The organism is Streptomyces sp. NPDC002853, assembly GCF_053591915.1.
Map to the genome: position 1 here is coordinate 1 of NZ_JBSFUS010000025.1, position 24423 is coordinate 24423.

Below are 24423 nucleotides of genomic sequence, written 5' to 3' on the forward strand. Positions count from 1 at the left end.
GCGAGGAACAGCGCGCCACGTCCGAGCTCGAGCGGCTGCTCCCCGGCGCCACCAAGCCGTACGTGGGCACGGCGGGGTTCCGTGTCGACCCCCGGGGGTCGATCACAGCCCGTTGTGCCGCCGAAGCGAAACGCTCAGCGCGTGCGGTGGCAGTCCTGGGTGTCCAGCAGAACCCACTCGCCATTCTTGAGCATGGATTCATGTATGACGAAGTTGTCCTCGTCGACCCGTCGAAAGACGGTGCGCACTTCGACGTGTGAATCCGCGAGTGTGTAGCGGCCCTGGAAGGGCAGCTCACCGTCTTGCCAGCCGGGTGCGGTGGAGAATCCCTGCATTCCCGTGTCGTCGTAGTAGTAGCTGGTGAACACCGCGTCCGTGGAGTTCCATCCGAGCAGCCATCTGCCGCTGAGCTGCTCACCGTTCGTCCGGTTCGCCGTCAATTCGAACTCGTAATAGTGGCCGCTCAGGACTGGCTTGATCTCTCCGGTGATCTTTGTTCCGGTATTGAGAACGCATGACATTGTGCCAAGCATGAAGTCGAGCTCGTGCATCTGCTCGGGCGCCGGTACCGCACCGGTGAAACCCGCGCTCGCGTCGGCCATAAGTCCACTCCGGAAGGGGTGAGGGAGGACAGGGATGTACGCCGAGTGTCCGTCGTGGGCGGTGCCTCCCCATACCCGTACGTCACCCCTAAGTGTCCGCGCCCCAGTAGGGGGTCGGCGCGGGGTAGGGGGAGGGGCGTAAGGGGCGACAAAAGGAAAGTTGAATTCCGCTTCGCTCGCGATCAGTAGTGTTGTCGATGCCAGTAATTAGGCGCAGTTCGGGGTATCTGTCACCAGGCCCGTGGTAGCGAAATTGCGGGTTCCGTGACTGGTCAACCAAATGCTACTGTGCTCTCGGTTGAGTGGCGACACCGACGACTGGCTTCGGTCATTGTCACTCGCGGTGAAGTGCTTTTGATCAACACGGCAGACTTCAGGTCACGGTGCTGGTCTCCATCCACTGTCACATCGGCCGGTCATGTCTGCCAAGAAGTGTCCAAGCCGTAGGAACGGGGGAGCCATGGGACAAGCTGGATTGATGCTGGAGCTCACCGAGCGTGATGCTCCGTTCATGGAACTTCATCACTTACTGAAGCGGAGTATGGCGGGGCAGTTTTCGGTCGCCTTGGTGAGCGGTCCGTTGAGCAGTGGAAAGACAACGTTGTTGCACACCTTCGCGGAGTACGCGGAGAGCCGGGGCGCCGCCGTCCTGAGCGCCAATGCCTCACGTGCCGAACAGTCCATGTTCCTGGGTGTTCTCGAGCAGATCTTCCAGGCCTGTGAAACCTGCGCGCCGTGCATTGAGGAAGCCATTGTCGGCTGGATGAAGGAGACGTCCGACGGTCTCGTGCCGGACCGGGCCGCGCCCGGTGGACGATGTAGCACCTTGTCGCTCTCTCGCGTCGTGTGCGAAGCGCTCAGAGACCTGGCCCGCAGCCGGCCCGTCGTCATCCTCGTGGACGACGCCCAGTTCGCGGACGACGCCTCCTTGCAGTGCCTGCTCCACCTGGCCCGCCGACTGCACTCGGCCCGGGTCCTGCTCGTCCTCAGCGAAGCGGAATTCCTCGCCCCGATTCCCCGTGACGTCAGGTCCGAGCTGCTGCGTTCCCCCGGCTGTTCCCGCGTACGGGTCGAGCTCCTGAGCGAAGCGGGGGTCGCGGCCGCCATCGCCGGGGAACTCCTGCCGAGCACGGCAGGGCACCTCGCAGGCCCCATCCACCGGATGAGTGGCGGCAACCCGCTCCTCGTCAAGGCGCTCATCGACGATTTCCAGTCCAAGCCGGACCTGATATCCGGGCTGCCCGCAGCGGGCAGCGCCCACCGACGTGCCGTACTCGACCTGCTGCACCGCAGTGACTCACGCCTGGTCCAGGAGACGGCCCAGGGCATCGCCATCCTGGGGCAGCAGGCGACACTCCCTCTGCTCGGCAGGTTCCTCGGCCACGATCTCTCCCTGCTCGCCCAGGCCGTCGACGTCCTGCGCTCCACCGGCCTCGTGGAGGGCTGCCGCTTCCGCCACGGGGCCGCCCGCTCCGCCGTGCTCAGCAGCATGAGCGGCGGTGAACGCAAGAAACTCCATACACAGGCCGCCCACCTGCTGCACGAGGCCGGCGAAGCCGCCTCCGTCGTCGCCAGGCACATCCTGGCCTCCGGCGAACAGCAGCCCTGGTGTGCGGCCACCTTGCGCATCGCAGCCGAACAAGCCCTGGCGGAAGGCCGGTCGAGCGCCGCCGTCCGCTATCTGCGCTGTGCCCATCGCGCCTGCGGCGACCCCGCCGAGCGCGCCGGGCTCGCCTCCATGCTGATCAGCGCCGAGTGGCGCAGCAACCCCGCGGGTGCCGTCGAGCGCTATCTGCCCGAGCTCGTCGAGGCCGTCGGCGCGGGTGTGCTCACCGGCGACGACGCCGTACGCACCTTCCACTACCTGCTGTGGGACGGCCAGTTGGACCAGGCCCTCGACACCCTGCGGGACATCCGCCGCAACGGCGAGGCGGCCACCGGGCAGCCCGACGGGCTGCCCGAACTCGACTCGGCGGCACTGTGGTTGCCGTACTTCTTCCCCGGTCTCGCCGACGAGGTGATGGGGCGCCCCGCCCAGCCGCCGAACCCGTCCTCCACGGTCGCCTCCTCGCTGTGGGCCCCGCAGCACCAGACGGTGGCCATGCTCGAAGCCGTGCTGCGCGAGGGCCACCTGGAAGCGGCCGTGCAGAAGGCCGAGCAGATCCTCCTCACCACGCACCTCGACGACAAGACGCTCCTGCCGGTCACATCGGCGCTCATGACGATGGTGTTCGGCGACCGCCTCGACGTTGCCGCCTCCTGGTGCGACTCCCTTCTTGGCGCCACCACCGTCGAACACACCCCCATGTGGCGGGCGTTGTTCATGACCCTCAAGGCGGCCGTGCACCTGCGCAGGGGCGAGCTCGCCGAATCCGCCCAGGTCACCCAGGCCGCCCTCGCGCTGGTGGCCCCCGAGAGCTGGGGCGTGGTGATCGGTCTGCCGTTCTCCCTGCTCATCCAGACCGCCACCGCCATGGGCCACTACGAGAAGGCCGCCACGTATCTGACGATGAAGATGCCGCCCGCCGCGTCCCAGACGCTCTTCGGCGTCGCCTACCTCAACGCACGCGGCCACTACTACCTGGCGGCCAGTCAGTTCAAGGCGGCGTTACGGGACTTCAACGCCGTCGGTGAGACCCTCGCCCGGTGGCGCTTCGACAGCCCGGCGGTCTTCTCCTGGCGCACCAACGCCGCTCACGCACACCTCTGCCTGGGGGAGACGGAGCAGGCCGTCGCCCTCCTGAAGGAACAGCAGAGCCTTCTGGGGCCCGATCAGCACGAGGCCTGGGGACTTACCCTGCGGGCCTGGGCGGCGACCAAGGACGCGCGGGCCGCCGTGACCCCGCTCAAGGAAGCCGCCAAGCGATCCCAGCACGTCGGCAACCGCCTGGGTCTCGCCCAGGCGCTCGTCGGCCTGTCGCACGCCTACAAGGCACTCGGTGAGCACGACCACGCGGAGGTCACCGCGGCGCGCGCCCTCAAACTGGCCAACCAGTGCGGTGCGGGACCGCTCAAGGCCATGCTGATCCCCATGACGGGAGGCGCCGAACGTCCTGGCGCCGGCCCCGCCGCCGCGCCGGAGACCTCCACCGTCACCGTCCTGAGCGCCGCCGAGAAACGCGTGGCGGTCCTCGCGGGCCAAGGCCACACGAACCGCCAGATAGCCGAGAAGCTGTACGTCACCGTCAGCACCGTGGAGCAGCACATGACCCGCATCTACCGCAAGCTGTCGGTCAAGCAGCGCTCCGACCTCGGCCCCGCCCTGCAGTCGGCCATCCCGGCAGAGTGACCCCCACCTCCTCCCACACGCCCCCACCTTTTCCCACGCTCCCCCACCCGCCCCCGCTTTCCCCCCAACCCCTGTGTCTCGTACGGCAGTTAAGGGGGTCCTGATTCCCCGGTAGGGGGCTGACGGGACCACCGTCGCTGCATAGGTTCGCCTGGCGTAGCCGAGCTTCCGCCGGCGACACGGCTGTGCCGCCTCCGACGTACCGGCCCGCAGATCCGACACCCCGCGCCCCCAGGAGGGTTCGATGAACTACGGCATCTCGCTGCTTCCCGACTGCCGCCCGGAGGTGCGCTCGGCTCCCGAGTACTTCGCCGACGTGCTGCGCGTCGCGGAGCTCGGCGACGAACTGGGCTTCTCCCACATCAAGATGACCGAGCACTACCTGCACAGCGCCGGCGGCTACTGCCCCAGCCCGCTGGCCTTCCTGTCCGCCGTCGCGGCCCGCACCCAGCGCATCCGGCTGCTTACCGGCGGCATCCAGGCATCCTTCCACCACCCCATCCAGATCGCCGCCGAGGCCGCGCAGGTCGACGTCATGAGCGGCGGCCGCCTGGACGTCGGCTTCGCCCGCGCCTTCCTGCCCTACGAGTTCGACGCGTTCGGCGTGAGCATGGACGAGAGCATCGTGCGTTTCCGTACGACGGTCGACTCCGTCGTCCGGCTGTGGACGCAGGAGAACGTCACCGAGAACACCCCGTACTACCGCTACGAGAACGCCAATTCCTTCCCCGCCTCGATCCAGCGCCCCCACCCGCCGGTGTGGATCTGCGCGGTCATGTCGGAGAGCAGCTTCCGCTGGGCCGGTGAGCAGGGCTACAACCTGCTCGTGACGGCGTCCCCCCAGCCGGAGACGTTCCAGTTCGTCAACGGCCTGGTCAGCGCCTACCGCGAGGAGTTCGAGAAGCACCACGGCCACACCGGCCGCACGCCGCAGACCTCCATGGTCGTGCCGCTGGTCCTCGCCGACACCGACGAGGAGGCCATGGAATCGGCCCAGCCGTACCTCCAGGAGTACATCGACGTCTGGAAGGAAGCGGCCCAGTCGGTCCTGACCGTCGACTCCCCCGACTACAAGGGCTACAGCCAGGCCCTGTCCAAGTCCGTCGAGGCCGGCGGCAAGGGCGCGGGCGGCAACGGCATCATCGGTTCACCGGAGACCGCGGCCCGTCGTGTCGACGAGATGCAGAAGGCCCTGGGCATGGACACCATCCTGTGGCAGGTCGACTTCGGCGGACAGCCGTACGCGATGATGGAGCGCACCCTGCGCCTCTTCGCGGAGAAGACGCGGCCGATGCTCGGCTGAGCCGGGCCCACGCCGCCGAGGAGAGGACTCACGTACGTGCCACAGCCGGACATGCGCGGTGCGTCGCGCCAGATGACACCCGTCGTGCCACCAGCGCACCTGCGTTCCGTGCTCCGCAACCTCGCGACGGGCGTGACCGTGGTGACGACCGACACGCCGGAAGGACCGGCCGGCGTGTCGATCAACTCCTTCACCTCGGTCTCGCTCGAACCGCCCCTGGTCCTGTTCTGCATCAGCAGGACGTCACGGACCTGGCCGGCCATCGAGGCCGCGGGCCACTTCGCCGTGAGCATCCTCGGCAGCGGCCAGGAGCGGATCGCCCGCCAGTTCTGTGCCACCGGCGTGGACCGGTTCGCGGGCCAGCGGCTGACCACCGCCTGGACCGGCGCGCCCGTCCTCGCCGACGCCGCCGCCTACCTCGACTGCACCCTCGCGCGTGTCGTCGACGCCGGTGACCATCACGTCGTCATCGGTGAAGTCGTCTCCGCGGGCGCCCTCGGCGACCAGCGGCCGCTCGTCTTCGCACACAGCCGGTACGGCACTTTCTGACCCGTGCAAGTGCCGTACCCACCAGACGGATTGGGCTGACTCGACCGTGCCGTCCCGCACTTTCCTCGCGTCCTTCAAGGAGCATGCCGGGCGTACGCCGACGGCCCCGGCGCTGATCACCGGCGCCGGTGTCGTCACGTACGGTGAACTGGCGGCGCAGACAGCGGCGTTCGGGGAGGCGCTGCGTGACGCGCACGTCCCCGCCGACGCCCCGGTCTGCGTGTACGCGCCGACCTCGGCTGCGACCGTCGGGCTGACCATCGCCTGCCTCGCCGACGACCGGCCGGTGCTGCTGCCGTCCGCGGAGCTGGGTGAGGACACCTTGGGCGAGCTCGTGAGCCGGGCTGGTGCGCAGTGGATTATCGCACCCGAACCATCGGGCCGTATGGGCGATGTGACGGCCCGGCAGGTCGAGCCGCTTCCGGTACACGCTGTCAAGCCGGCCGTGCCCGACGGCGTGGGGCTGATGCTCACGACCTCAGGGTCGACCGGTGTGCCCAAGGTCGTACCCCTTCCCCGCGACGGCGTTGAGGCGTTCATCGCCTGGGCCGCCCGGCGCTTCGGCATCGGTCCGGGCACCCCGGTGCTCAGCTATGCCCCGCTCAACTTCGACCTGTCCCTCCTGGAGGTGTGGACGACCCTGGCCGCCGGCGGCAGCGTCGTGCGCGTGGACGCCGACCGGGCCGGGGACGGCACCTACCTGCGGAATCTGATCGACGGGCACGACGTCCGGCTCGTGCAGGGCGTGCCCATGCTCTACCGGCTGCTCCTGGACGCCGAGCCCACCGCGCCCGCGCGTCTCGCCACCCCGCGCCACGTCCTGTTCACCGGCGACACGATGCCGCCGAAGGTGCTCGCCGCCATGCCGGAGCTCTTCCCCGAGGCCCGCTTCTGCAACGTGTACGGCTGCACGGAGACCAACGACAGCTTCCTGTACGAGGCGGACCGCACGGCCATGAGCGCGGGGGAGCCGCTGCCGCTGGGTACTCCGCTGCCTGGCGTCGACGCGCTGGTCCTCGGCGCGGACGGGCTGCCGCTGTCCGGTGCGGGCACGGGTGAACTCGTCGTCCGTACGCCGTTCCAGGGCCGCGGCTACCTCGGCTCCGGCGCGGCGAGAGGCGGCTTCGTCACCCGTGACGACGCCACCGGTGTGCCGCGCGTGTACTTCGCGGGCGGTGACATCGTGCACCGCGACGCCGACGGGTGCCTGACCCTCGTCGGCCGCAACGACTTCCAGGTGAAGGTGCGCGGCACACGCGTCAACGTCCAAGAGGTGGAACAGGTCCTGCTCGACCACCCGGACGTGGTGGAGGCCGGGGCCGTCGCCGTCCCGGACGAGCTCGCAGGACACAGGCTGCGCGCCTTCGTCCGCGCCGTCCCCGGCGCCGGACTGGGGGTGCTGAAGCTGCGCCGGTACTGCGCGCAGCGGCTCACGCGGGCCGCCATCCCCGAAGACCTGCGCATCGAGCGGGAGGCGCTGCCCCGGGGTGCGACCGGCAAGATCGACAGGGCTGCGCTGCTTCTGCTTCCGTAGCAAGGGCTTTCCCCTGGTTCACCCGCCGCGGCGGGTGAACTGGCATGCGTTGGAGTAGTTATGACGCAGCGTCACATCCCATTTCTTTCCTGCCGAACGCCTTACCAGGCGTCAATTACGAGAGTAGGCTCCGAAATGACTGTTCACTAGCTATCGATGGATGGGTGTTGTGTCTACCTTCCTCTACAGGCTGGGCCGCCTGTCGTTCCGGCGGCGGAAACTGGTTGCACTTGTCTGGCTGGGGCTGCTCGCCGCCGCCATCACCGGCGCCGTCACCCTGTCCGGCCCGACCTCGGAGGAGTTCCGCGTCCCTGGTACGGAGTCGCAGAAGGCCAACGACCTGCTCGCCGAGCGTTTCCCGCAGGCAGCGGCAGACGGGGCCACGGCCCGCGTCGTCTTCGCCGCCCCGCCGGGCGAGAAGCTCACGGACGGGCCGGAGGCCAGGGCCGCGATCGACGAGACCGTCGCCACCCTCAAGCGCGCCCCCGACGTCGCCAAGGTCGACTACGCGAGCGATCTCGTCTCCAAGGACGGCCGCATCACCTTCGCGCAGGTCAGCTACAAGGTGCCGGCCGGCGACCTCACCGAGAAGGACAGGGACGCCCTCAAGGCGGCCCCCGACCCCGCCCGCGACGCGGGCCTCAAGGTCGAGATGGGCGGCGACGCGATCAAGCCGCAGGGCAGCGGTCTGACCGAGATGGTCGGCGTGGTGGTCGCCGCCGTGACCCTCATCATCGCCTTCGGCTCGCTCGTCGCCGCCGGACTGCCCCTGCTTCTGGCCTTCGTGGGCCTCGGCATCAGCGTCTGCGGCATCTACGCGGCGACCGGCTTCATCGACCTCACCGAGGACGCCATGGTCCTCGCGATCATGATCGGCCTCGCGCTCGCCATCGACTACTCGCTCTTCGTGATGTTCCGCTACCGCCACGAGGTGCGGTCCGGAAGGACACCCGAGGAAGCCATCGGGCACGCGGTCGGTACGGCGGGCACGGCCGTGGTGTTCGCGGGCCTCACCGTGATCATCGCCCTCTGCGGTCTCTCCGTGGTGCAGCTGCCGCCGCTGACACAGATCGCGCTCTCGGCCGCGGTATCCGTCGCCATCACCGTCTGTGTGGCCCTCACCCTGCTGCCCGCGGTCCTGGGCTTCGCGGGCAAGAGGGCCATCGCGGGGCGGCGCGCGGGAGCCCGCGCGAAGACGGCCGAACAGCAGGCCGCAGGGGGGAAGGCGCCCGCGGAGACCACGCAGGACAAGGACCAAGTCCTGCCGGGTGGAACGCTGTTCAGCTTCACGCCGCCCCTCGGAAAGCGCTTCGGCAACCTGGTCGCCCGGCGCCCCCTGCCGGTCCTCCTGGTGACCCTCGTCGGCCTCGCCGTCGTCGCCATCCCCGCGTTCTCCATGCGCCTGGGCCTGCCCGACGAGGGCACCGAACCCGCGCACACCACCCAGCGCGAGGCGTACGACCTGCTCAGCGACGGCTTCGGCCCCGGCTTCAACGGCCCGCTGCTCGTCGCCATCGACAGCCCCGAAGGCACCGACGCCAAGTCCGTCGCGGACCGGATGTACAACGACGTCAAGGGACTCGATCACGTCGCAGCCGTCGACCAGGCCGTCGTGAACAAGGCCGGCGACACCGCCCTGCTGACCGTGGTGCCGACCGGCGGCCCCACCACCGAGTCCACCAACGACCTCGTGGACGCCATCCGCGACAAGGGCAGTGCGGTCCAGGACGAGACCGGGGCGGACGTCGCGGTCACGGGCAAGACGGCACTCAACATCGACATGTCCAAGAAGCTCTCGGACGCCCTGGTGCCCTATCTGATCCTGGTGGTCGGGCTCGCCTTCCTGCTCCTCATGATCGTGTTCCGGTCGGTCCTGATCCCGCTCACCGCCGCGCTGGGCTTCCTGCTGAGCGTCGGCGCCACCTTCGGCGCGGTCGTGGCCGTCTTCCAGTGGGGCTGGCTCACCGACGTCCTCGGCATGAGCTCCCTCGGCGTCACCGTCAACCTCCTGCCGATCTTCATGATCGGCGTGGTGTTCGGACTCGCCATGGACTACCAGGTCTTCCTGGTGACCAGGATGCGCGAGGAGTACGTCCACGGGGCGGGCACCAAGGAATCCGTCGTCGCCGGTTTCTCGTACAACGCCCGAGTGGTGACGGCCGCCGCGGTCATCATGATGAGCGTCTTCGGCGGCTTCACGCTCGCCGAGTCCACGATGGTCCAGGCCGTGGGGTACGCGCTGGCGGCCGCCGTCTTCTTCGACGCGTTCGTCGTCCGCATGGCCATGCTGCCCGCCGTCATGTGCCTGCTCGGCCGTGCGGGCTGGTGGCTCCCCGGTCCGCTGCAGCGCCTGCTGCCGGACGTCGACGTCGAAGGCCGCGAGCTGCGCAAGCTGGAGCAGCTGCCCCAGCAGCCCGTGCACGCGGAGCCCGCGGTCACCTCACCGGGCGGCGGACGCGAATAACCGCACCGCCCCCACCTTGTCGGCGCCCGCCCCACATCCCCCGGGGGGCGGGCGCTTTTCATGCCCTCCCCCTAAAGAAAAGGACCGCCAATTAGGGGCGTGGGCCGTCCTGTTAGGGGCGCTCACAGGTCTGTTAGGGGCTGACGGCCCCAAGTCACCATCCTACGATCAAGGCGTTGTCGAATAAGGGCCGTGCGCCTTCGATCCCGGGAATGGAAGCAGGTTTTATGAACGCGGATTTCGACGTCCTGATCGTGGGCGGCGGACCGGCCGGTTCTTCGGCCGCCGCCTACCTCGCCAAGGCCGGCCTTTCGGTGGCCGTGATCGAGGGAGAGAACTTCCCGCGCCCGCATGTGGGCGAGTCCCTGGTGCCGGCGACCACGGCGGTGCTCCTGGAGACCGGCGTGATGCCCGAGGTCGAGCGCGCCGGATTCCCGCGCAAGTACGGGGCGGCCTGGACGACGGCCGAGGACCGCGAGATCCCCACCAACGGCTTCACCGGAATGTCCTACGACTGGACCGCCCAGGTCAGGTTCGGTGAGCGCGCCCAGCCCGGCGTGGACCGCGAGTACACCTTCCACGTCGACCGCGGGAAGTTCGACCTCATCCTGCTCAAGAACGCCGAGAGCCTCGGTGCCAAGGTGTTCCAGGGCGTCCGCGTCACCCGCGCCGACTTCGACGACCCGGACGGCGTCAGCGTCATGTGCCGTGCGGGCGGCAAGGAATTCCCGATAACCGGCCGCATGCTGGTCGACGCCACCGGCAGGCAGACGCTGCTGGGCCGTCAGCTGAAGCTGAAGGAACCCGACCCCATCTTCGACCAGTACGCGGTGCACGCGTGGTTCGAGGGCGTGGACCGCAAGGCACTCGCCATCGACCCCGAAGAGATCGACCACATCTTCGTGCACTTCCTGCCGATCAATGACTCGTGGGTCTGGCAGATCCCCATCACCGACAGCGTCACCAGTTTCGGTGTCGTCACCCAGAAGAACCGCTTCAAGGAAGCGAACACCGACCGCGAGAAGTTCTTCTGGGACTGCGTGAAATCCCGCCCTGACCTGTACGAGGAACTCCAGAAGGCCGAGCGAATTCGCCCGCTCAAGACCGAGGGTGATTACAGCTATCACCTGAAGCAGATCTGTGGCGACCGCTTCGTCATGATCGGCGACGCCGCGCGGTTCGTCGACCCCATCTTCTCCAGCGGCGTCAGCATCGCCCTCAACACCGCGCGCCTGGCGTCGCAGGACATCATCGCGGCCTTCGAGGCCGGCGACTTCTCCCACGAGCGCTTCCGGCAGTACGAGAAGGCGCAGCGCCAAGGCGCCCAGAACTGGTACGACTTCATCTCCATCTACTACCGCCTCAACGTCCTCTTCGCCGCCTTCGTGCAGGACCCGCGCTACCGCATCGGCGTCCTCAAGCTGCTGCAGGGCGACATGTGGGAGGAGGACCCGCAGATCCTGCGGGAGATGCGGGAGTTCGTCGCCACCGTGGAGGACGACCCCACCCACCTGTGGCACCCCTACCTGGGCAGCCTCCGCGCCTCGGCTCCGACCATCTGAGCATGCTGATCGCATCCGGCCTCGTGGCGCCGCTCGGCCAGCACCAACTCGTGGTGCTGCTGCTCCAGGTGGGCCTCCTGCTCCTGCTCGCCCTGGCCCTGGGACGCCTCGCCCGCCGGCTGGGCATGCCGTCCATCGTGGGCGAGCTGTGCGCGGGGGTGCTCGTCGGCCCCTCGGTGCTGCATCAGCTGTGGCCGGACCTGTCCGGCTGGCTGTTCCCGACCGACGTGAACCAGGCCCATCTCCTCGACGCGTTCGCGCAGTTGGGCCTGGTCCTGCTCGTCGGACTCACCGGCATCGAGCTGGACTTCGGTGTGGTGCGGCGGCGGGGCAGGGTGGCCGCGCAGATCAGCGCGGCCGGCTTCCTCGTCCCGCTCGGCCTGGGCGTCCTGGTCGGCTACTCCCTGCCCGGCGAACTCATGCCGGACTCCACCGACCGCACGGTCTTCGCGCTGTTCCTCGGCGTGGCCATGAGCGTCAGCGCCATCCCCGTCATCGCCAAGACGCTGTTCGACATGAAGCTCCTGCACCGCAACGTCGGGCAGCTGATCCTGGCGGCGGGGGTGGTCGACGACGTCGCCGGCTGGATCATGCTCTCCGTGGTGTCCGCGATGGCCACCACCGGGCTCGCGGTGGGTGACCTGGGCCTTCCCCTGACCTTCCTGGCCCTGGTCATCGCCTTCGCCGCCACCATCGGCCGACCCGTCGTACGCAAGTTCCTCACCCTGATCGGCAAGGGACAGGAGCCGGGTGTCAGGGCCGCCGGAGTCGTCGTGGCCATCCTGCTGGCCGCGTCAGCCACCCACGCGATGGGGCTCGAGGCGGTCTTCGGGGCGTTCATCTGCGGCATCCTGATCCGCTCCAGCGGAGCCGTGGACGGAGTCGCGCTCGCGCCCCTGCGGACGGTGGTCCTCTCGGTGCTCGCCCCCGTCTTCTTCGCCACGGCGGGCCTGCGCATGGACCTGTCCGCCCTCGCCGACCCCACGGTCCTCCTGTCGGCGCTCGTGGTTCTCTTCGTGGCCGTCGCCGGAAAGTTCGCGGGCGCGCTGATCGGCTCGCTCGCGGGCCGGCTCAGCCGCTGGGAGGCGATCGGGATCGGCGCGGGCATGAACGCGCGCGGAGTCATCGAGGTGATCGTCGCGATGGCGGGCCTGCGGCTCGGCGTCCTGACCGAGGAGGTCTACACGATCGTCGTCCTGGTGGCCATCGTGACCTCCCTGATGGCACCGCCCCTCCTGCGTCTGGCCATGGGACACGTGGAACACACGGCGGAGGAACGCCTCCGCGAGAGCGACATGACGCCGGTCCGGGCCCGGGAGGAGGCACCCTGACCCGGGAGGAAGCACCCTGACCTGGGGGGGGGCGGGGCAGCGCCCCGCCCTCGACATCCATGTCGGATTCTCGCCAGCCACCCCACCCGCCATGCCCGATCCTTGAGGCATGACCACGAGTTCTCCGCCGCTCCCCTCGATGCATTCCGACGCCGAGCGCTGCGTACGTGCGGTGCAGTCGAAGGACGCCCGGTTCGACGGCTGGTTCTACACCGCCGTCACCACCACCCGAATCTACTGCCGCCCCAGCTGCCCCGTGGTCCCCCCGAAGCCCGAGAACATGAGCTTTTATCCGAGCGCGGCAGCCTGCCAGCAGGCGGGATTCCGGGCCTGCAAGCGGTGCCGGCCCGACAGCAGCCCGGGGTCCCCCGAGTGGAATCAGCGCGCCGACCTCGTGGCCCGCGCGATGCGGCTCATCGGTGACGGCGTGGTGGACCGCGAGGGAGTCCCCGGTCTCGCGGGACGCCTCGGCTACAGCACCCGTCAGGTGGAACGCCAGCTCCTCGCGGAACTCGGCGCGGGCCCCCTCGCCCTGGCCAGGGCCCAGCGCGCCCAGACGGCGCGCCTCCTCATCGAGACGACCGCCCTGCCCATGGCGGAGATCGCCTTCGCGGCCGGATTCGCCTCGATCCGCACCTTCAACGACACCGTCCGCGAGGTCTTCGCCCTCGCCCCCGGCGAGCTGAGGGACCGCGCCCCGAAGGCAGCCGGCAGAGTCAGTGTCCCCGGCGCGCTCTCGCTCCGCCTCCCCTTCCGTGCCCCGCTCAACCCCGACAACCTCTTCGGCCACCTCATCGCCACCGCCGTACCCGGCGTCGAGGAGTGGCGCGACGGCGCGTACCGCCGCACGCTCCGCCTCCCGTACGGCCACGGGGTCGTCGCCCTCACGCCCGCCCCGGATCACATCGCCTGCCGCCTCAGCCTCACCGACATGCGCGACCTCACGATCGCCATCAGCCGCTGCCGCCGCATGCTCGACCTGGACGCGGACCCGGTCGCGGTGGACGCCCAGCTGAGCGCCGACCCGCTGCTCGCCCCCCTGGTGGCCAAGGCGCCGGGGCGCCGGGTGCCGCGCACGGTCGACGAGGCGGAGTTCGCCGTACGCGCGGTACTCGGCCAGCAGGTGTCCACCGCCGCCGCCCGCACCCACGCCGCCCGCCTGGTCACCGCGCACGGCGAGCCGATCGACGACCCGGAGGGCGGCCTCACCCACCTCTTCCCCGCGCCGGAAGCCCTGGCCGCGCTCGACCCGGAGGCACTCGCGCTGCCGCGCAGCCGCCGCACCACCCTGACCACGCTCGTACGCCACCTCGCCGACGGATCACTGCGGCTCGGCGTGGAGAGCGGCTGGGAGGAGGCCCGCGCCCGGCTCACCGCACTGCCCGGCTTCGGCCCCTGGACCGTCGAGGTCATCGCCATGCGGGCGCTCGGCGACCCCGACGCGTTTCTCCCCACCGACCTGGGGATCCGCCGCGCGGCGCAGGAGCTCGGCCTTCCGCACACCCCGGCCGCGCTGACCGGGCGGGCCGCGGCCTGGCGCCCCTGGCGGGCGTACGCGGTCCAGTACCTGTGGGCCACCGACGCCCACCCCATCAACCACATCCCGGCCTGAAAGCCGCCCGAGAGGACAAGCCCCGTGCACCGTCAGCACACACTCATCGACAGCCCCTACGGCCCCCTGACCCTCGTGGCCACCGACGGGGTCCTCAGCGGCCTCTACATGACAGAGCAGCGGCACCGCCCCGCGGAGGAGACCTTCGGCGACCGCGACGCGAGCCCGTTCGGCGAGACGACCAGCCAGCTGGAGGCGTACTTCGAGGGCGAGTTGAAGGAGTTCGACCTCCCGATGCGCCTGGACGGCACGCCGTTCCAGCGCACCGTCTGGCAGCAGCTCCAGCTGATCCCGTACGGCGAGACACGTACGTACGGCGAGCTCGCGGCCCTGCTCGGCAAGCCCAACGCCTCACGCGCCGTCGGCCTCGCCAACGGCAAGAACCCCATCGGGGTCATCGTGCCCTGCCACCGGGTGATCGGCTCGGGCGGCTCCCTGACCGGCTACGGCGGCGGACTCGACCGCAAGCAGCAGCTGCTGGCCTTCGAGGGCGCGACCACACCACGCAGGGAGGACGCCCTCTTCTGACTCCGACCTCGGCTCTCTGGTTCAGCCGACCCGCACGCCGTTCTCCAGCTCCACGGTCCCCGTCCCCGCGTCGAGCGTCTCCAGTGCGGCCCGCACCCGCAGCCCCAACTCGCCCGGCAGGAACCGGGGCAGGTCCTCGCGGGCCACCAGGCGCCAGGAGAGCAGCTCGTCCTCCTGGAGCCTGATCGACTTCAGCCGGTCGTCGCCGAGCACCCCGCCGTCATACAGATAGGCGACCAGCGGGGGCCGCGCGACACCCGGCACCCAGTCCACCGCGAGCAGCGCGCCCAGCTCGACGTCCAGGCCGATCTCCTCCGCGGTCTCGCGGCGCGCGCCCTGCCGCGGTGTCTCGCCCTCGTCCGACTCGACGGTGCCGCCGGGCAGGGCCCACCCGTCACGGTAGTTGGGCTCGACGAGCAGCACCCGGCCCTCGGAGTCCCGGAAGAGCGCGGCGGCCCCGGCGATGATGCGGGGCAGGCCCGCGATGTACGTGGCGTAATCCTGAATGGTCACGTGAAAAGGGTAGACGTGGCGCGGGCCCGGCTCCCGGGCCACCACACCCCCGCCACTTCCGCCCTACTCCTGCACCAACTCAACGGTACGCGCGGCCAGTTCACTGATCCGCGCCCCGTCGAAGCCGAACACGGCACTGCGCACCCGGTCCTCCAGGGGGTCCCGCCACTGCGCCGGGATGGCCTTGGCCCCGCACAGCACCCCCGCGACGGACCCGGCGGTCGCGCCGTTCGAGTCGGTGTCGAGGCCGCCGCGCACCGTGAGGGCGATGGTGCGGGTGAAGTCGCCGTCGCCGTAGAGGAGCCCGGCGGCCAGGACGGCCGAGTTCGGCACCGCGTGGACCCAGCCGAGTCCGGTGGTCTCCGACTCGGCGGTGGCCAGCGTCTCCTCCCAGCTGAGCCCGGCCTCGTGGAGCGTGACGACCCGGCGCACCGTACGGGCGAGCCGGCAGCTCGACGGGATCACGCCGAACGCCGCGTCCAGCGCGGCACGCGCGGTGGCGGCCGAGAACGCGGCCGCGACGAGCGCCGCCGCCCACATCGCCCCGTAGACGCCGTTGCCGGTGTGCGAGAGCACGGCGTCGCGGCGGGCGAGGGAGGCGGCGCGGCGCGGTGCGCCGGGGTTCGTCCAGCCGAAGATGTCGGCACGGATGAGGGCGCCGATCCACTCCTGACAGGCGTTGTCGTACGTCGCGGTGAGCGGCGGCTTGAGACCGTTGGCCAGATTCCGGTACGCGGCGCGCTCCGCGGTGAACGTCTGCAGATAGGGCAGGCGCAGCAGCCACAGCTCACCGACCTGTTCGGTGCTGAACGTGAACCCGTGCGTCTCCAGGAGGTGCAGTCCGAGGATCGCGTAGTCGATGTCGTCGTCACGGCAGCTGCCGTGCACCTTGCCGCGCACGCACTGCTGCCACTCGGGCCGTAGCTGGAACTCCTCGACCCAGGAAGGGGGTTCGGGCAGGTAGTCGGTGAGCGGCAGGGCGTCGGCCTGCCGCAGATAGCGCTCGATGCGCTCGCGCGTCCAGTAGTCGCCCCGCTCGATGGGCTTGCCGAGCATGTTGCCCGCGATCCGGCCGGTCCAGCCGCCGAGAACACGGTCGGCGAGTTCCGTATGTGCTGGGGTCATGCGTCCGGTCTACCGAATTCGGGGCGGCCGTGCGCGGTCAATGTGACGGGTTCGGCGCGGAGCGTGACACGTTTGTCTGGTTCTCGAAGTAGGCCGAGCTGCCCTGATCGATCATTCCGAGGAGCTCAACGCACCACTATCACCCCTCTTAGGGTGATTTAAGGGAGGGGTCCGGGGCTCCGATATGCGGACGGCCATGGGCAGGCGGCCCCTCCTGCGGTTATGGTCGCAGCGGCGCGACTGCCTTGACGCGAGCAAGGCCCGGAAAGCAAGGGGATGCAAGGTGGCGGACGCTGCTGGGACGGCGGGGCATGTGCTCATCGCCGCGGACAAGTTCAAGGGCTCACTCACGGCCGTGCAGGTCGCGGAGCGGGTGACGGCCGGGCTTCGCCGCGTCGCCCCGCGGGTGCGGGTCGAGGCCCTGCCGGTGGCGGACGGCGGCGACGGCACGGTCGCCGCGGCGGTCGCGGCCGGTTTCGAGCGCCGTGAGGTACGGGTGACGGGGCCGCTCGGCGACGAGGTCACCGCGGCGTACGCGCTGCGGGACGGCACCGCGGTGGTGGAGATGGCGGAGGCGTCCGGCCTCCAACTCCTGCCCGAGGGTGTCTTCGCACCGCTCACGTCCACGACGTACGGCTCCGGGGAACTGCTGAGCGCCGCGCTCGACGCGGGCGCTCGGACCATCGTCTTCGGTGTCGGGGGCAGTGCGACCACGGACGGCGGGGCCGGCATGCTGGCCGCGCTCGGCGCGGTCTTCCTGGACGCGGCAGGGGCGCCGGTGGCGCCGGGAGGCGGCCCGCTCGCCACGCTGGCCACGGCGGATCTCTCCGGGCTCGACAAGCGCTTCGCCTCGGTCGACCTGGTCCTCGCCAGCGACGTGGACAACCCGCTGACAGGACCGAAGGGCGCTCCGGCGGTGTACGGCCCGCAGAAGGGGGCGAGCCCGGAGGACGTCGCCGAGCTGGACGCGGCTCTCGCGCACTTCGCGCAGGTCCTTGCCGAATCGGTGGGTTCCGCCGCCCTGAAGCACGCGGAGTCCCCGGGAGCGGGGGCGGCGGGAGGCATCGGCTTCGGGGCCCTGGTCGGGCTCGGCGCGAGCTTCCGCCCCGGGATCGAGGTCATGCTGGACGTCCTCGGTTTCGCGCCGGCGCTGGAGCGTGCCTCGCTGGTGATCACGGGGGAGGGCTCGCTGGACGAGCAGACCCTCCACGGCAAGGCCCCCGCGGGTGTCGCCGCGGCGGCCCGCGCGGCGGGCGTCGAGGTCGTGGCGGTCTGCGGCCGCCTCGCACTCCCGGCCGAGGCCCTGGGCAAGGCAGGCATCCGCCGCGCCTACGCCCTCACCGACGTGGAGCCGGACGTCGCCCGCTGCATCGCCGAGGCGGGCCCCATCCTGGAAACGGTGGCGGAGGGAATCGCCCGCGATTTCCTGAGCTAGACGCTTCGCTGGGGGGTGGTGCTACACCTGGGGCCCGGTGGGGGCTTGTCGCGCAGTTCCTCGCGCCCCTTGCGGGGCGCGGGGCAGGCTGGGGGTTTTCAGCCCGTCCGGCGTTTGAGGACGAGCTCGGCGGAGCCGGTGATTCTTGGCGGGCGCCCCCGGCCGGGGAACCCCACCGTCCTAGCCAGGCGCAAGCCGATACGCATCGAGGGCCAGCGTCATCTCCATCAGGTCCCGTGGCCGCGCCAGCGACCGCGAGGTCAGTTGTTCCAGGCGGCGCAAGCGGTTGAAGACCGTGTTCCGGTGGCAGTAGAGGCGCCCCGCGGCCCGCCCCGCCGACCCCTCGCACGCCAGCCACGCGTCCAGCGTCTCCAGGAGCACCGCCCGGTCGGCCGGTTCCAGCGCGAGCACCTCCCCGAACACGTCCGACACAAGGCGCCCCGCCAGCTCCGGCTGGCTCACCACGAGCGCCGTCGGCATCCGCTGGTCGAGCCGTACGATCCCGGTCGCGTCCGGCGGACACGTACGAAGCGCCAGCTCGGCGAGCCGCCGCGCATGGCCGAGGTCGGAGAGCCCCGCCACCACGGGGCTGATGCCACCGGGCCCGGGGCACCGCCCGTCGAGCGCCGCGGTCAGCTCGTCAAGGCCCTCCTCCGCGCCGAGCGCCACCACCCCCACCTCCCGGTCCGTCCGCATCCGCCAGACGAAACGGAACCCGGCCCGCTCGATCTGCCGGTGGAACGCGGCCCGCCCGTCCCGCCGCTCGGCGCGCAGCACCACCACCGCGTACGGCCCGCGCTCCGGCAGATCGAGCCCCGCGGCCACCTGCGCGGCGAGCCCCGGAGCGGACTGCCCCTCCAGGAGCGCGTCGAGCAGCGCCTGAAGCTGCTCGTCGGTACGGCGCCGAAGCTCCATCTCCGTCGCCCGGTACGCCTCGGACGCGGCCGCCGCCTGCGCGTCGACCGCCGCCCACACCATCGTCGCCGACCGCATCAGGACGGCGAGCTTCTCCGGGTCCTGCCCCACGGTGCCTTCGAGCAGCGAGTCCCAGACCAGATAGCCCGCGTTGCGGTACGAGTGCACCACCAGGTCGAGCGGAAGCCCCTGCTGGGCCCGGCGCCTGCCTGCCTCCTCCGCGTACTCCAGATCGCGGCGCGGCGACGCGCGCGGCGCCGAGATGGTCTCGATGCCGATCCGCATCGCTTCCTCCGCCTCGCGCCACTGCTGGTCGTGCGGAAGCACCCGCGCGTACACCGGGGAGTGTTCGAAGAGCTGCCGCAGGTGTTCGTCCACCAGCTCGGGGATGCGGGGCTTGAGCGCCACGCACGCCTCCTCGAGCACCTTCCAGTCGTGGCCGGTCCGAGGCCTGCGTCCGCTCATGGATTCCTACCCCCGTCACCGCTGCCCGCCGTGCCCTGGTGCTGGGGAGGATGCCACCGCTCGGCCACCCCTGGCAGGCCCCTGACACGGGGTGTTGTGCCCGTGCACAACCGGCGGCCGGTCCCGCTGGTCACCCGCAGCGATTCGGGGACAGGCCGTGGACGGGCGGGCGCGGCGGTGCTGGGCTGAGCGCCACGCGGCGGGCCGAGCGGCACGGACGGCCGAGCGACACGAACAGGGCAGGCAGAGGACAGGGGGTCCCAGGTGGGTGGTTCCGGACTGGTCGTAGCGGACGCGTCGGTCGGATACGGGCCGGTACGCGCACTGCGCCAGGTGTCGCTCGAAGTGCCGGACGGCGCCGTGGTCGCCGTGCTCGGTGGCAACGGCGCGGGCAAGTCGACGCTCCTGCGCGCCATTTCACGCACCCTCGCGTTTCACCGGGGGGCGCTCACCACCGGCTCCATCCACTTCGGCGGGCGGCGCATCGACCAGCTGCACGCGGACCGGGTGGTCGCCGCCGGAGTATCGCAAGTACCGGAAGGCAGAAGGGTGTTCGCCCGGATGACCGTCGCCGACAACCTCCGGTCGGGTGCGCTCGGGTCCACCGGAAGCCGGACCGCGAAGGCCAGGGCCCTGGACCGCGTCCATGAACTCTTCCCGGTGCTCGCCGAGCGCGCGGGCCAGCGGGCCGGTCTCCTGTCGGGCGGCGAGCAGCAGATGCTCGCGGTGGGCAGGGCGCTGATGGCCTCACCGAAGCTGCTGCTCCTCGATGAACCCTCCCTGGGGCTCGCCCCGTTGATGGCGGCACGCATCGCCGACACCATCCAGGAGATCAACGGCCAGGGCACCTCGGTCCTCCTCGTCGAACAGAACGCCGCGCTGGCCCTGCGCCTCGCCTCACGCGCGTACGTCCTGGACGTGGGCGAAGTGGCACTCGCGGGCGCCGCGGACGAGCTGGCCGCGTCCGACGAGGTACGCCGCCGCTACCTGGGCGTGGTCGACGAGACCGCCGCGGCCGACGCCTCGCGCGGAGTCAGCGCGCTGCCGGTCCTGAACCGATGGGCGGGCCGACGATGACCGAAGAGCACCCGGCAACGGACGCGACACCGCCGGACGAAGACGTACCCGCCCTGGAAGTGCGGGACCTGACTGTCCGCTTCGCGGGTCTCACCGCCCTTGACGCCATCAGTTTCACCGTCAGGCCGGGCACCGTGCACGCCGTCATCGGCCCCAACGGCGCGGGGAAGTCCACCTGCTTCAACGTCCTGTCCGGCGTGTACCGCGCCACCGGCGGCAGTGTCCGTTTCGGTGAGCACGATCTGACGACGATGCCTCCGCACCGCATCGCCGACCTCGGCGTCGCGAGGATCTTCCAGAACCTCGCCCTGCCGCCGCGCGCGACGGTCGCCGACAGCCTGATGCTCGGCCGCCACCGGCTGACCCGCACCGGGTTCCTGGCCGCCGGCCTGCGACTCCCGTCGGCGGCACGCGAGGAGCGCAGCCATCGCGAACGGGTGCGGGAGATAGCCGCGTTCGTCGGCATCGAACATCAACTGCACGCCCCGGCCGGCTCCTTGCCGTACGGGCAGCAAAAACTCGCCGAGCTGGCCCGCGCCTTGTGCATGGAGCCCCGGCTGCTCCTGCTCGACGAGCCCGTCGCGGGCATGACCGCGGACGAGCGGCAACGCACGGCCGCCGTCATCGCGGGCGTCCGCGACAGCCTCGGAATCTCGATCGTCCTGGTGGAACACGACATGGGGGTGGTGATGCGGCTCGCGGACGCGGTGACCGTACTTGACTTCGGCCGGCGCATAGCGGACGGCGCCCCGGCGGCCGTACAGAACGACCCCGCGGTCGTGCGCGCCTACCTGGGGGAGGGGGCAACCTCGTGAACACCTTCGTCGAGCTCCTGCTCAACGGCCTCTCGATGGGCTCCGTATACGCCCTCATCGCACTCGGCTTCGTCGTCATCTTCCGGGCCACCGAGGTCGTGAACTTCGCGCACGCCTCGCTGCTCCTGGCCGGCGGCTACTTCATCGCCTCCCTCCACGACGACATCGGCTTCTGGCCCGCGGTGCTCGTCGGCATCGCGGGGGCCGCCGTCGTCGGCGCCGCCATCGAGTACCTCGTCATGCGGCGCTACCGCGGTTCGGATCACAGCGTCCTCGCCATCGTCACGATCGGCGTCGACATCCTGCTCACCACCGAACTCACCCGCCGCCTCGGCACCGACGTGCTCGCCCTCGGCGACCCCTGGGGCGACTCGGTGCTCACCATCGGGTCGGTCTCCATCGCCCACACGCGCATCGCCGCGTTCGTCGCCGCCGCGCTCCTCATCACCACCTTCCTGCTCGCCTTCCGCTACACCTCCTGGGGCGTGGCGATGCGTGCCGCCGCCGAGAGTCCGGAGACCGCTGCCCTGATGGGCGTGCGCCTGGGCCGGGTCTCGCTCGGCGCGTGGGCGGTGGCGGGCGGCCTCGCCGCCGTGGCGGCGCTCTTCCTCACCGTCTTCCCGACCCCGGGGCTCGAACGGGCCACCTCCCTCGCCGCGCTGAAGGCGTTCCCCGCCGCGATCCTCGGCGGCCTCGACTCGACCACCGGCGCGCTCGTCGGCGGCCTCGTCGTCGGGGTCACCGAATCCCTCGCCACCGGGTACCAGAGCGAACTCACCTTCCTGGGGCGGGGCCTCGGCGACCTCGCGCCCTATCTCGTGATGACCGTCATCCTCCTCATCCGGCCCGCCGGACTCTTCGGCACGAAGGAGCTCGCCCGTGTCTGAAGTCCTGGCCCGTGGACGGGAGCTGCGCTCCCGAGGCCGTACGAGGCTGACCCGCCGCCCCCGCATGTACCTGTGGGTCGCGGGCGCCGTGATCCTGCTCGCCCTGCCCTTCTACCTCGACCGCTTCTGGCTCCAGGCCGGCCTCTTCGCCATGGCCGCGGCGATCGGCGCGATCGGCCTGAACCTCCTCACCGGCGCGACCGGCCAGCTCTCCATGGGCCACGCCTTCTTCCTCGCGATCGGCGCGTACGGATACTGCGTCTTCGCGGGGGACGGGGAGGACGGCCTGACCGGGCTCGGCCTCCCCACCTGGATCGCCGCCGCCCTGGCCGTCGCCGTCGCGGGGGTCGCGGGCGGGCTCTTCAGCCCCATCGCGGGACGTCTGCGCGGCGCCTATCTCGGCATCGCGACCCTCGCGCTGATCTTCATCGGGCAGCACGTGCTCTTCAACGCGCACGACCTGACGGGCGGCTCCAACGGACGTGACGTACCGCCCCTGAGCGTCTTCGGCATCACCTTCGACGACAGCGAGCTCGTCGTGGCGGCCGTGCCGTTCGGGGCCTCGGAGAAGCTCTGGTACGCGGGCCTCGTCCTCCTCGTCGGCTGCGGGCTCTTCGCCCGCGGCGTGCTGCGCGGACGCCCCGGACGTGCCATGAACGCCATCCGCGACCACCGCATCGCCGCGGGTGTCATCGGGGTGCCGGTCGCCCGCTACCGCGCAGGCGTCTTCGTCCTCTCGTCGATGTACGCGGGCCTCGCGGGCGTCCTGCTCGCCCTCGTCTTCCAGCGCACCGTGCCGGACTACTTCGGCATGACGCTGTCCCTCGAATACCTCGCCATGATCGTCATCGGCGGCCTCGGCTCGGTCGCGGGCGCGGTGGCCGGTGCCGCCGTGGTGTCCCTGCTGCCGCAGCTCCTGACCCGGTACAGCGACGCGCTGCCCCTGGTCGCGGCCCCCGGCAGTGGCGGGATCACACCGGGTGAGGCGTCCCGGTATCTGTACGGCGCCGCCGTCGTGGCGGTGGTGCTGTTCCTGCCCGGCGGCCTGGCCAGCATCGCCGCCCGGCGCACCAGGCCGAAGTCCGGCCACACTCCAGGGGAGGAACAATGAGTTCACGCACGCTGAAAAGGGCCACCGCGACGGCCACGGCGCTCGCCGCGCTGCTCGCGGTGGCGGGTTGCAGCTCCAAGGCGGGGGACGACGAGGGCGACAAGGAGGGCGCGGGCGGGGTCAAGTCCGGTGTCGGAGTCTCCGCCAAGACGATCGAACTCGGTGTGCTCACCGACATGACGGGCGTCTACGCGACCCTCGGCAAGAGCGTCACCCAGGCCCAGCAGCTCTACGTCAAGCAGACCAACGCCGACGGCGGCATCTGCGGCCGCAAGCTGAAGCTGACCGTCCGCGACCACGGCTACGACCCGCAGAAGGCGGTCGCCGCTTACACCGAGCTGGAGCCGGACGTCCTCGGCTTCGCCCAGTTCATCGGCTCCCCGTTCGTCGCCGCCGTCAAGCAGCGGATCGACAAGGACAAGAGCCTCGTGCTCCCGCAGGCCTGGTCGGCGAACCTCCTCGGCAGCCCGTACGTGCGGGTCGTGGGCTCGACGTACGACCTGGAGACGATCAACGCGATCGACTTCCTGATGAAGGAGAAGGGCCTCAAGAAGGGCGACAAGCTCGGTCATGTCTACTTCGAGGGCGACTACGGCGAGAACGCCCTGAAGGGCTCGCAGTACATGGCGAAGAAGTCGGGCCTCACCGTCGTGGAGCAGAAGATCAAGGCGACCGACAACGACATGACGGCGCAGGTCGCGGCCCTGAAGAAGGCCGGGGTGAAGGCCGTGGTGATCAGCGCGGGTCCGCGCCAGGCCGCCTCGCTCGTGGGTGTCGCGGCGGCGGGCAAGTTCGACGTGCCGATCATCGGCAACAACTCGGCGTTCGCACCCCAGCTCCTTGGCACGCAGGCGGGCCCGGCCCTGGCGAAGAACTACTACGTGGCCTCACCGACCCTCCCGATCGGCGCGGACACCCCCGCGGCGAAGAAGCTGGTCAGCGACTACAAGGCGGCCTACCCCAAGGATTCCCTGGACAACGGCGTGACGGCCGGCTGGACCGCGGCGTCCATCTTCGGAGAGGCCCTCAAGAAGGCCTGCGAGAGCAAGGACCTCACCCGTGAGGGCGTCGACAAGGCTCTCCTGACCATCGACTCCTTCGACACCGGCTTCGGCGTCACCCAGGACTTCAGCGACCCCAAGGCGCCCTCCTCGAAGGAGAGCGTGATCCTGCGCCCCGACAAGGGCGTGACGGGCGGCATGAAGGTGGCAAGGGAGCCGGGCGCGGCCCAGGCGGCCGAGGGATTCACCCCCGGCGCCTGAGAGGTTCCTGAACGACCGGAAGGGGCCCGAACCAATTGGTTCGG

Annotated in this window: 19 protein-coding genes; 15 read left to right on the forward strand and 4 right to left on the reverse strand. The window is 70.5% G+C overall.

Features of this window, described 5'->3' with window-relative positions:
• Window positions 1–134: 134 nt before the first annotated feature.
• The gene (locus tag ACWD02_RS41585; protein ID WP_451221733.1) at window positions 135–602 is read right to left on the reverse strand and encodes a DUF1579 family protein; all 468 of its coding nucleotides are present in this window, start codon (window positions 600–602) and stop codon (window positions 135–137) included.
• Window positions 603–1080: 478 nt separating this feature from the next.
• Here ACWD02_RS41585 and ACWD02_RS41590 point away from each other — a divergent pair, with 478 nt between their 5' ends.
• The 9 genes from ACWD02_RS41590 (at window position 1081) to ACWD02_RS41630 (ending at window position 14774) form a co-directional block, all read left to right on the forward strand.
• Window positions 1081–3891, forward strand: a complete 2811-nt coding sequence (locus ACWD02_RS41590; RefSeq protein WP_451221736.1) for a helix-turn-helix transcriptional regulator — start codon at window positions 1081–1083, stop codon at window positions 3889–3891.
• A gap of 244 nt (window positions 3892–4135) precedes the next feature.
• Window positions 4136–5194: an LLM class flavin-dependent oxidoreductase gene (locus ACWD02_RS41595; RefSeq protein WP_451221739.1), complete on the forward strand. Its 1059-nt coding sequence runs from the start codon at window positions 4136–4138 to the stop codon at window positions 5192–5194.
• A gap of 36 nt (window positions 5195–5230) precedes the next feature.
• Entirely contained in the window at window positions 5231–5743 is a 513-nt protein-coding gene (locus ACWD02_RS41600) for a flavin reductase family protein (RefSeq protein ID WP_451221742.1), read from the forward strand.
• A 46-nt stretch (window positions 5744–5789) separates the two neighbouring features.
• Window positions 5790–7277 (forward strand): AMP-binding protein, encoded by a 1488-nt coding sequence (locus ACWD02_RS41605; protein ID WP_451221745.1) that lies wholly within the window; start codon window positions 5790–5792, stop codon window positions 7275–7277.
• Window positions 7278–7446: 169 nt separating this feature from the next.
• Window positions 7447–9741: an MMPL family transporter gene (locus tag ACWD02_RS41610; protein WP_451221830.1), complete on the forward strand. Its 2295-nt coding sequence runs from the start codon at window positions 7447–7449 to the stop codon at window positions 9739–9741.
• Window positions 9742–9953: 212 nt separating this feature from the next.
• Window positions 9954–11303 (forward strand): NAD(P)/FAD-dependent oxidoreductase, encoded by a 1350-nt coding sequence (locus ACWD02_RS41615; RefSeq protein ID WP_451221748.1) that lies wholly within the window; start codon window positions 9954–9956, stop codon window positions 11301–11303.
• Between the two features lie 2 nt (window positions 11304–11305).
• Window positions 11306–12634 carry a cation:proton antiporter gene (locus tag ACWD02_RS41620; protein ID WP_451221751.1) on the forward strand — a complete coding sequence of 443 codons (1329 nt, stop codon included), beginning with the start codon at window positions 11306–11308 and terminating at the stop codon, window positions 12632–12634.
• A 139-nt stretch (window positions 12635–12773) separates the two neighbouring features.
• Window positions 12774–14246 (forward strand): AlkA N-terminal domain-containing protein, encoded by a 1473-nt coding sequence (locus ACWD02_RS41625; RefSeq protein ID WP_451221833.1) that lies wholly within the window; start codon window positions 12774–12776, stop codon window positions 14244–14246.
• 24 nt (window positions 14247–14270) lie between these two features.
• Window positions 14271–14774, forward strand: a complete 504-nt coding sequence (locus tag ACWD02_RS41630; protein WP_451221754.1) for a methylated-DNA--[protein]-cysteine S-methyltransferase — start codon at window positions 14271–14273, stop codon at window positions 14772–14774.
• Window positions 14775–14795: 21 nt separating this feature from the next.
• Here the strand turns inward: ACWD02_RS41630 and ACWD02_RS41635 are convergent, their stop codons facing one another.
• Both ACWD02_RS41635 and ACWD02_RS41640 read right to left on the reverse strand, forming a co-directional pair.
• On the reverse strand, window positions 14796–15287 hold the full coding sequence (locus ACWD02_RS41635; RefSeq protein ID WP_451221757.1) for an NUDIX domain-containing protein: 492 nt from the start codon (window positions 15285–15287) through the stop codon (window positions 14796–14798).
• 63 nt (window positions 15288–15350) lie between these two features.
• A complete protein-coding gene (locus ACWD02_RS41640; RefSeq protein WP_451221760.1) occupies window positions 15351–16412 on the reverse strand; it encodes an ADP-ribosylglycohydrolase family protein in 1062 nt (353 codons plus the stop codon).
• A gap of 283 nt (window positions 16413–16695) precedes the next feature.
• Between ACWD02_RS41640 and ACWD02_RS41645 the strand changes: the two genes are divergently transcribed.
• Window positions 16696–17847 (forward strand): glycerate kinase, encoded by a 1152-nt coding sequence (locus ACWD02_RS41645; protein ID WP_451221763.1) that lies wholly within the window; start codon window positions 16696–16698, stop codon window positions 17845–17847.
• A gap of 180 nt (window positions 17848–18027) precedes the next feature.
• Here the strand turns inward: ACWD02_RS41645 and ACWD02_RS41650 are convergent, their stop codons facing one another.
• A complete protein-coding gene (locus tag ACWD02_RS41650) occupies window positions 18028–19227 on the reverse strand; it encodes a PucR family transcriptional regulator (RefSeq protein ID WP_451221766.1) in 1200 nt (399 codons plus the stop codon).
• A gap of 264 nt (window positions 19228–19491) precedes the next feature.
• Here ACWD02_RS41650 and ACWD02_RS41655 point away from each other — a divergent pair, with 264 nt between their 5' ends.
• From ACWD02_RS41655 to ACWD02_RS41675, 5 genes are read left to right on the forward strand one after another with little or no spacing between them, the layout of a single operon-like run.
• Window positions 19492–20304, forward strand: coding sequence for an ABC transporter ATP-binding protein (locus ACWD02_RS41655; protein ID WP_451221769.1), 813 nt, complete (start codon window positions 19492–19494; stop codon window positions 20302–20304).
• On the forward strand, window positions 20301–21119 hold the full coding sequence (locus ACWD02_RS41660) for an ABC transporter ATP-binding protein (RefSeq protein WP_451221772.1): 819 nt from the start codon (window positions 20301–20303) through the stop codon (window positions 21117–21119). The genes ACWD02_RS41655 and ACWD02_RS41660 overlap by 4 nt, the downstream gene beginning before the upstream one ends.
• Window positions 21116–22006 carry a branched-chain amino acid ABC transporter permease gene (locus ACWD02_RS41665; RefSeq protein ID WP_451221775.1) on the forward strand — a complete coding sequence of 297 codons (891 nt, stop codon included), beginning with the start codon at window positions 21116–21118 and terminating at the stop codon, window positions 22004–22006. The genes ACWD02_RS41660 and ACWD02_RS41665 overlap by 4 nt, the downstream gene beginning before the upstream one ends.
• Entirely contained in the window at window positions 21999–23117 is a 1119-nt protein-coding gene (locus ACWD02_RS41670; RefSeq protein WP_451221778.1) for a branched-chain amino acid ABC transporter permease, read from the forward strand. Before ACWD02_RS41665 ends, ACWD02_RS41670 begins: the two co-directional genes overlap by 8 nt.
• Window positions 23114–24379 carry an ABC transporter substrate-binding protein gene (locus ACWD02_RS41675; RefSeq protein ID WP_451221781.1) on the forward strand — a complete coding sequence of 422 codons (1266 nt, stop codon included), beginning with the start codon at window positions 23114–23116 and terminating at the stop codon, window positions 24377–24379. The genes ACWD02_RS41670 and ACWD02_RS41675 overlap by 4 nt, the downstream gene beginning before the upstream one ends.
• Window positions 24380–24423 lie beyond the last annotated feature (44 nt).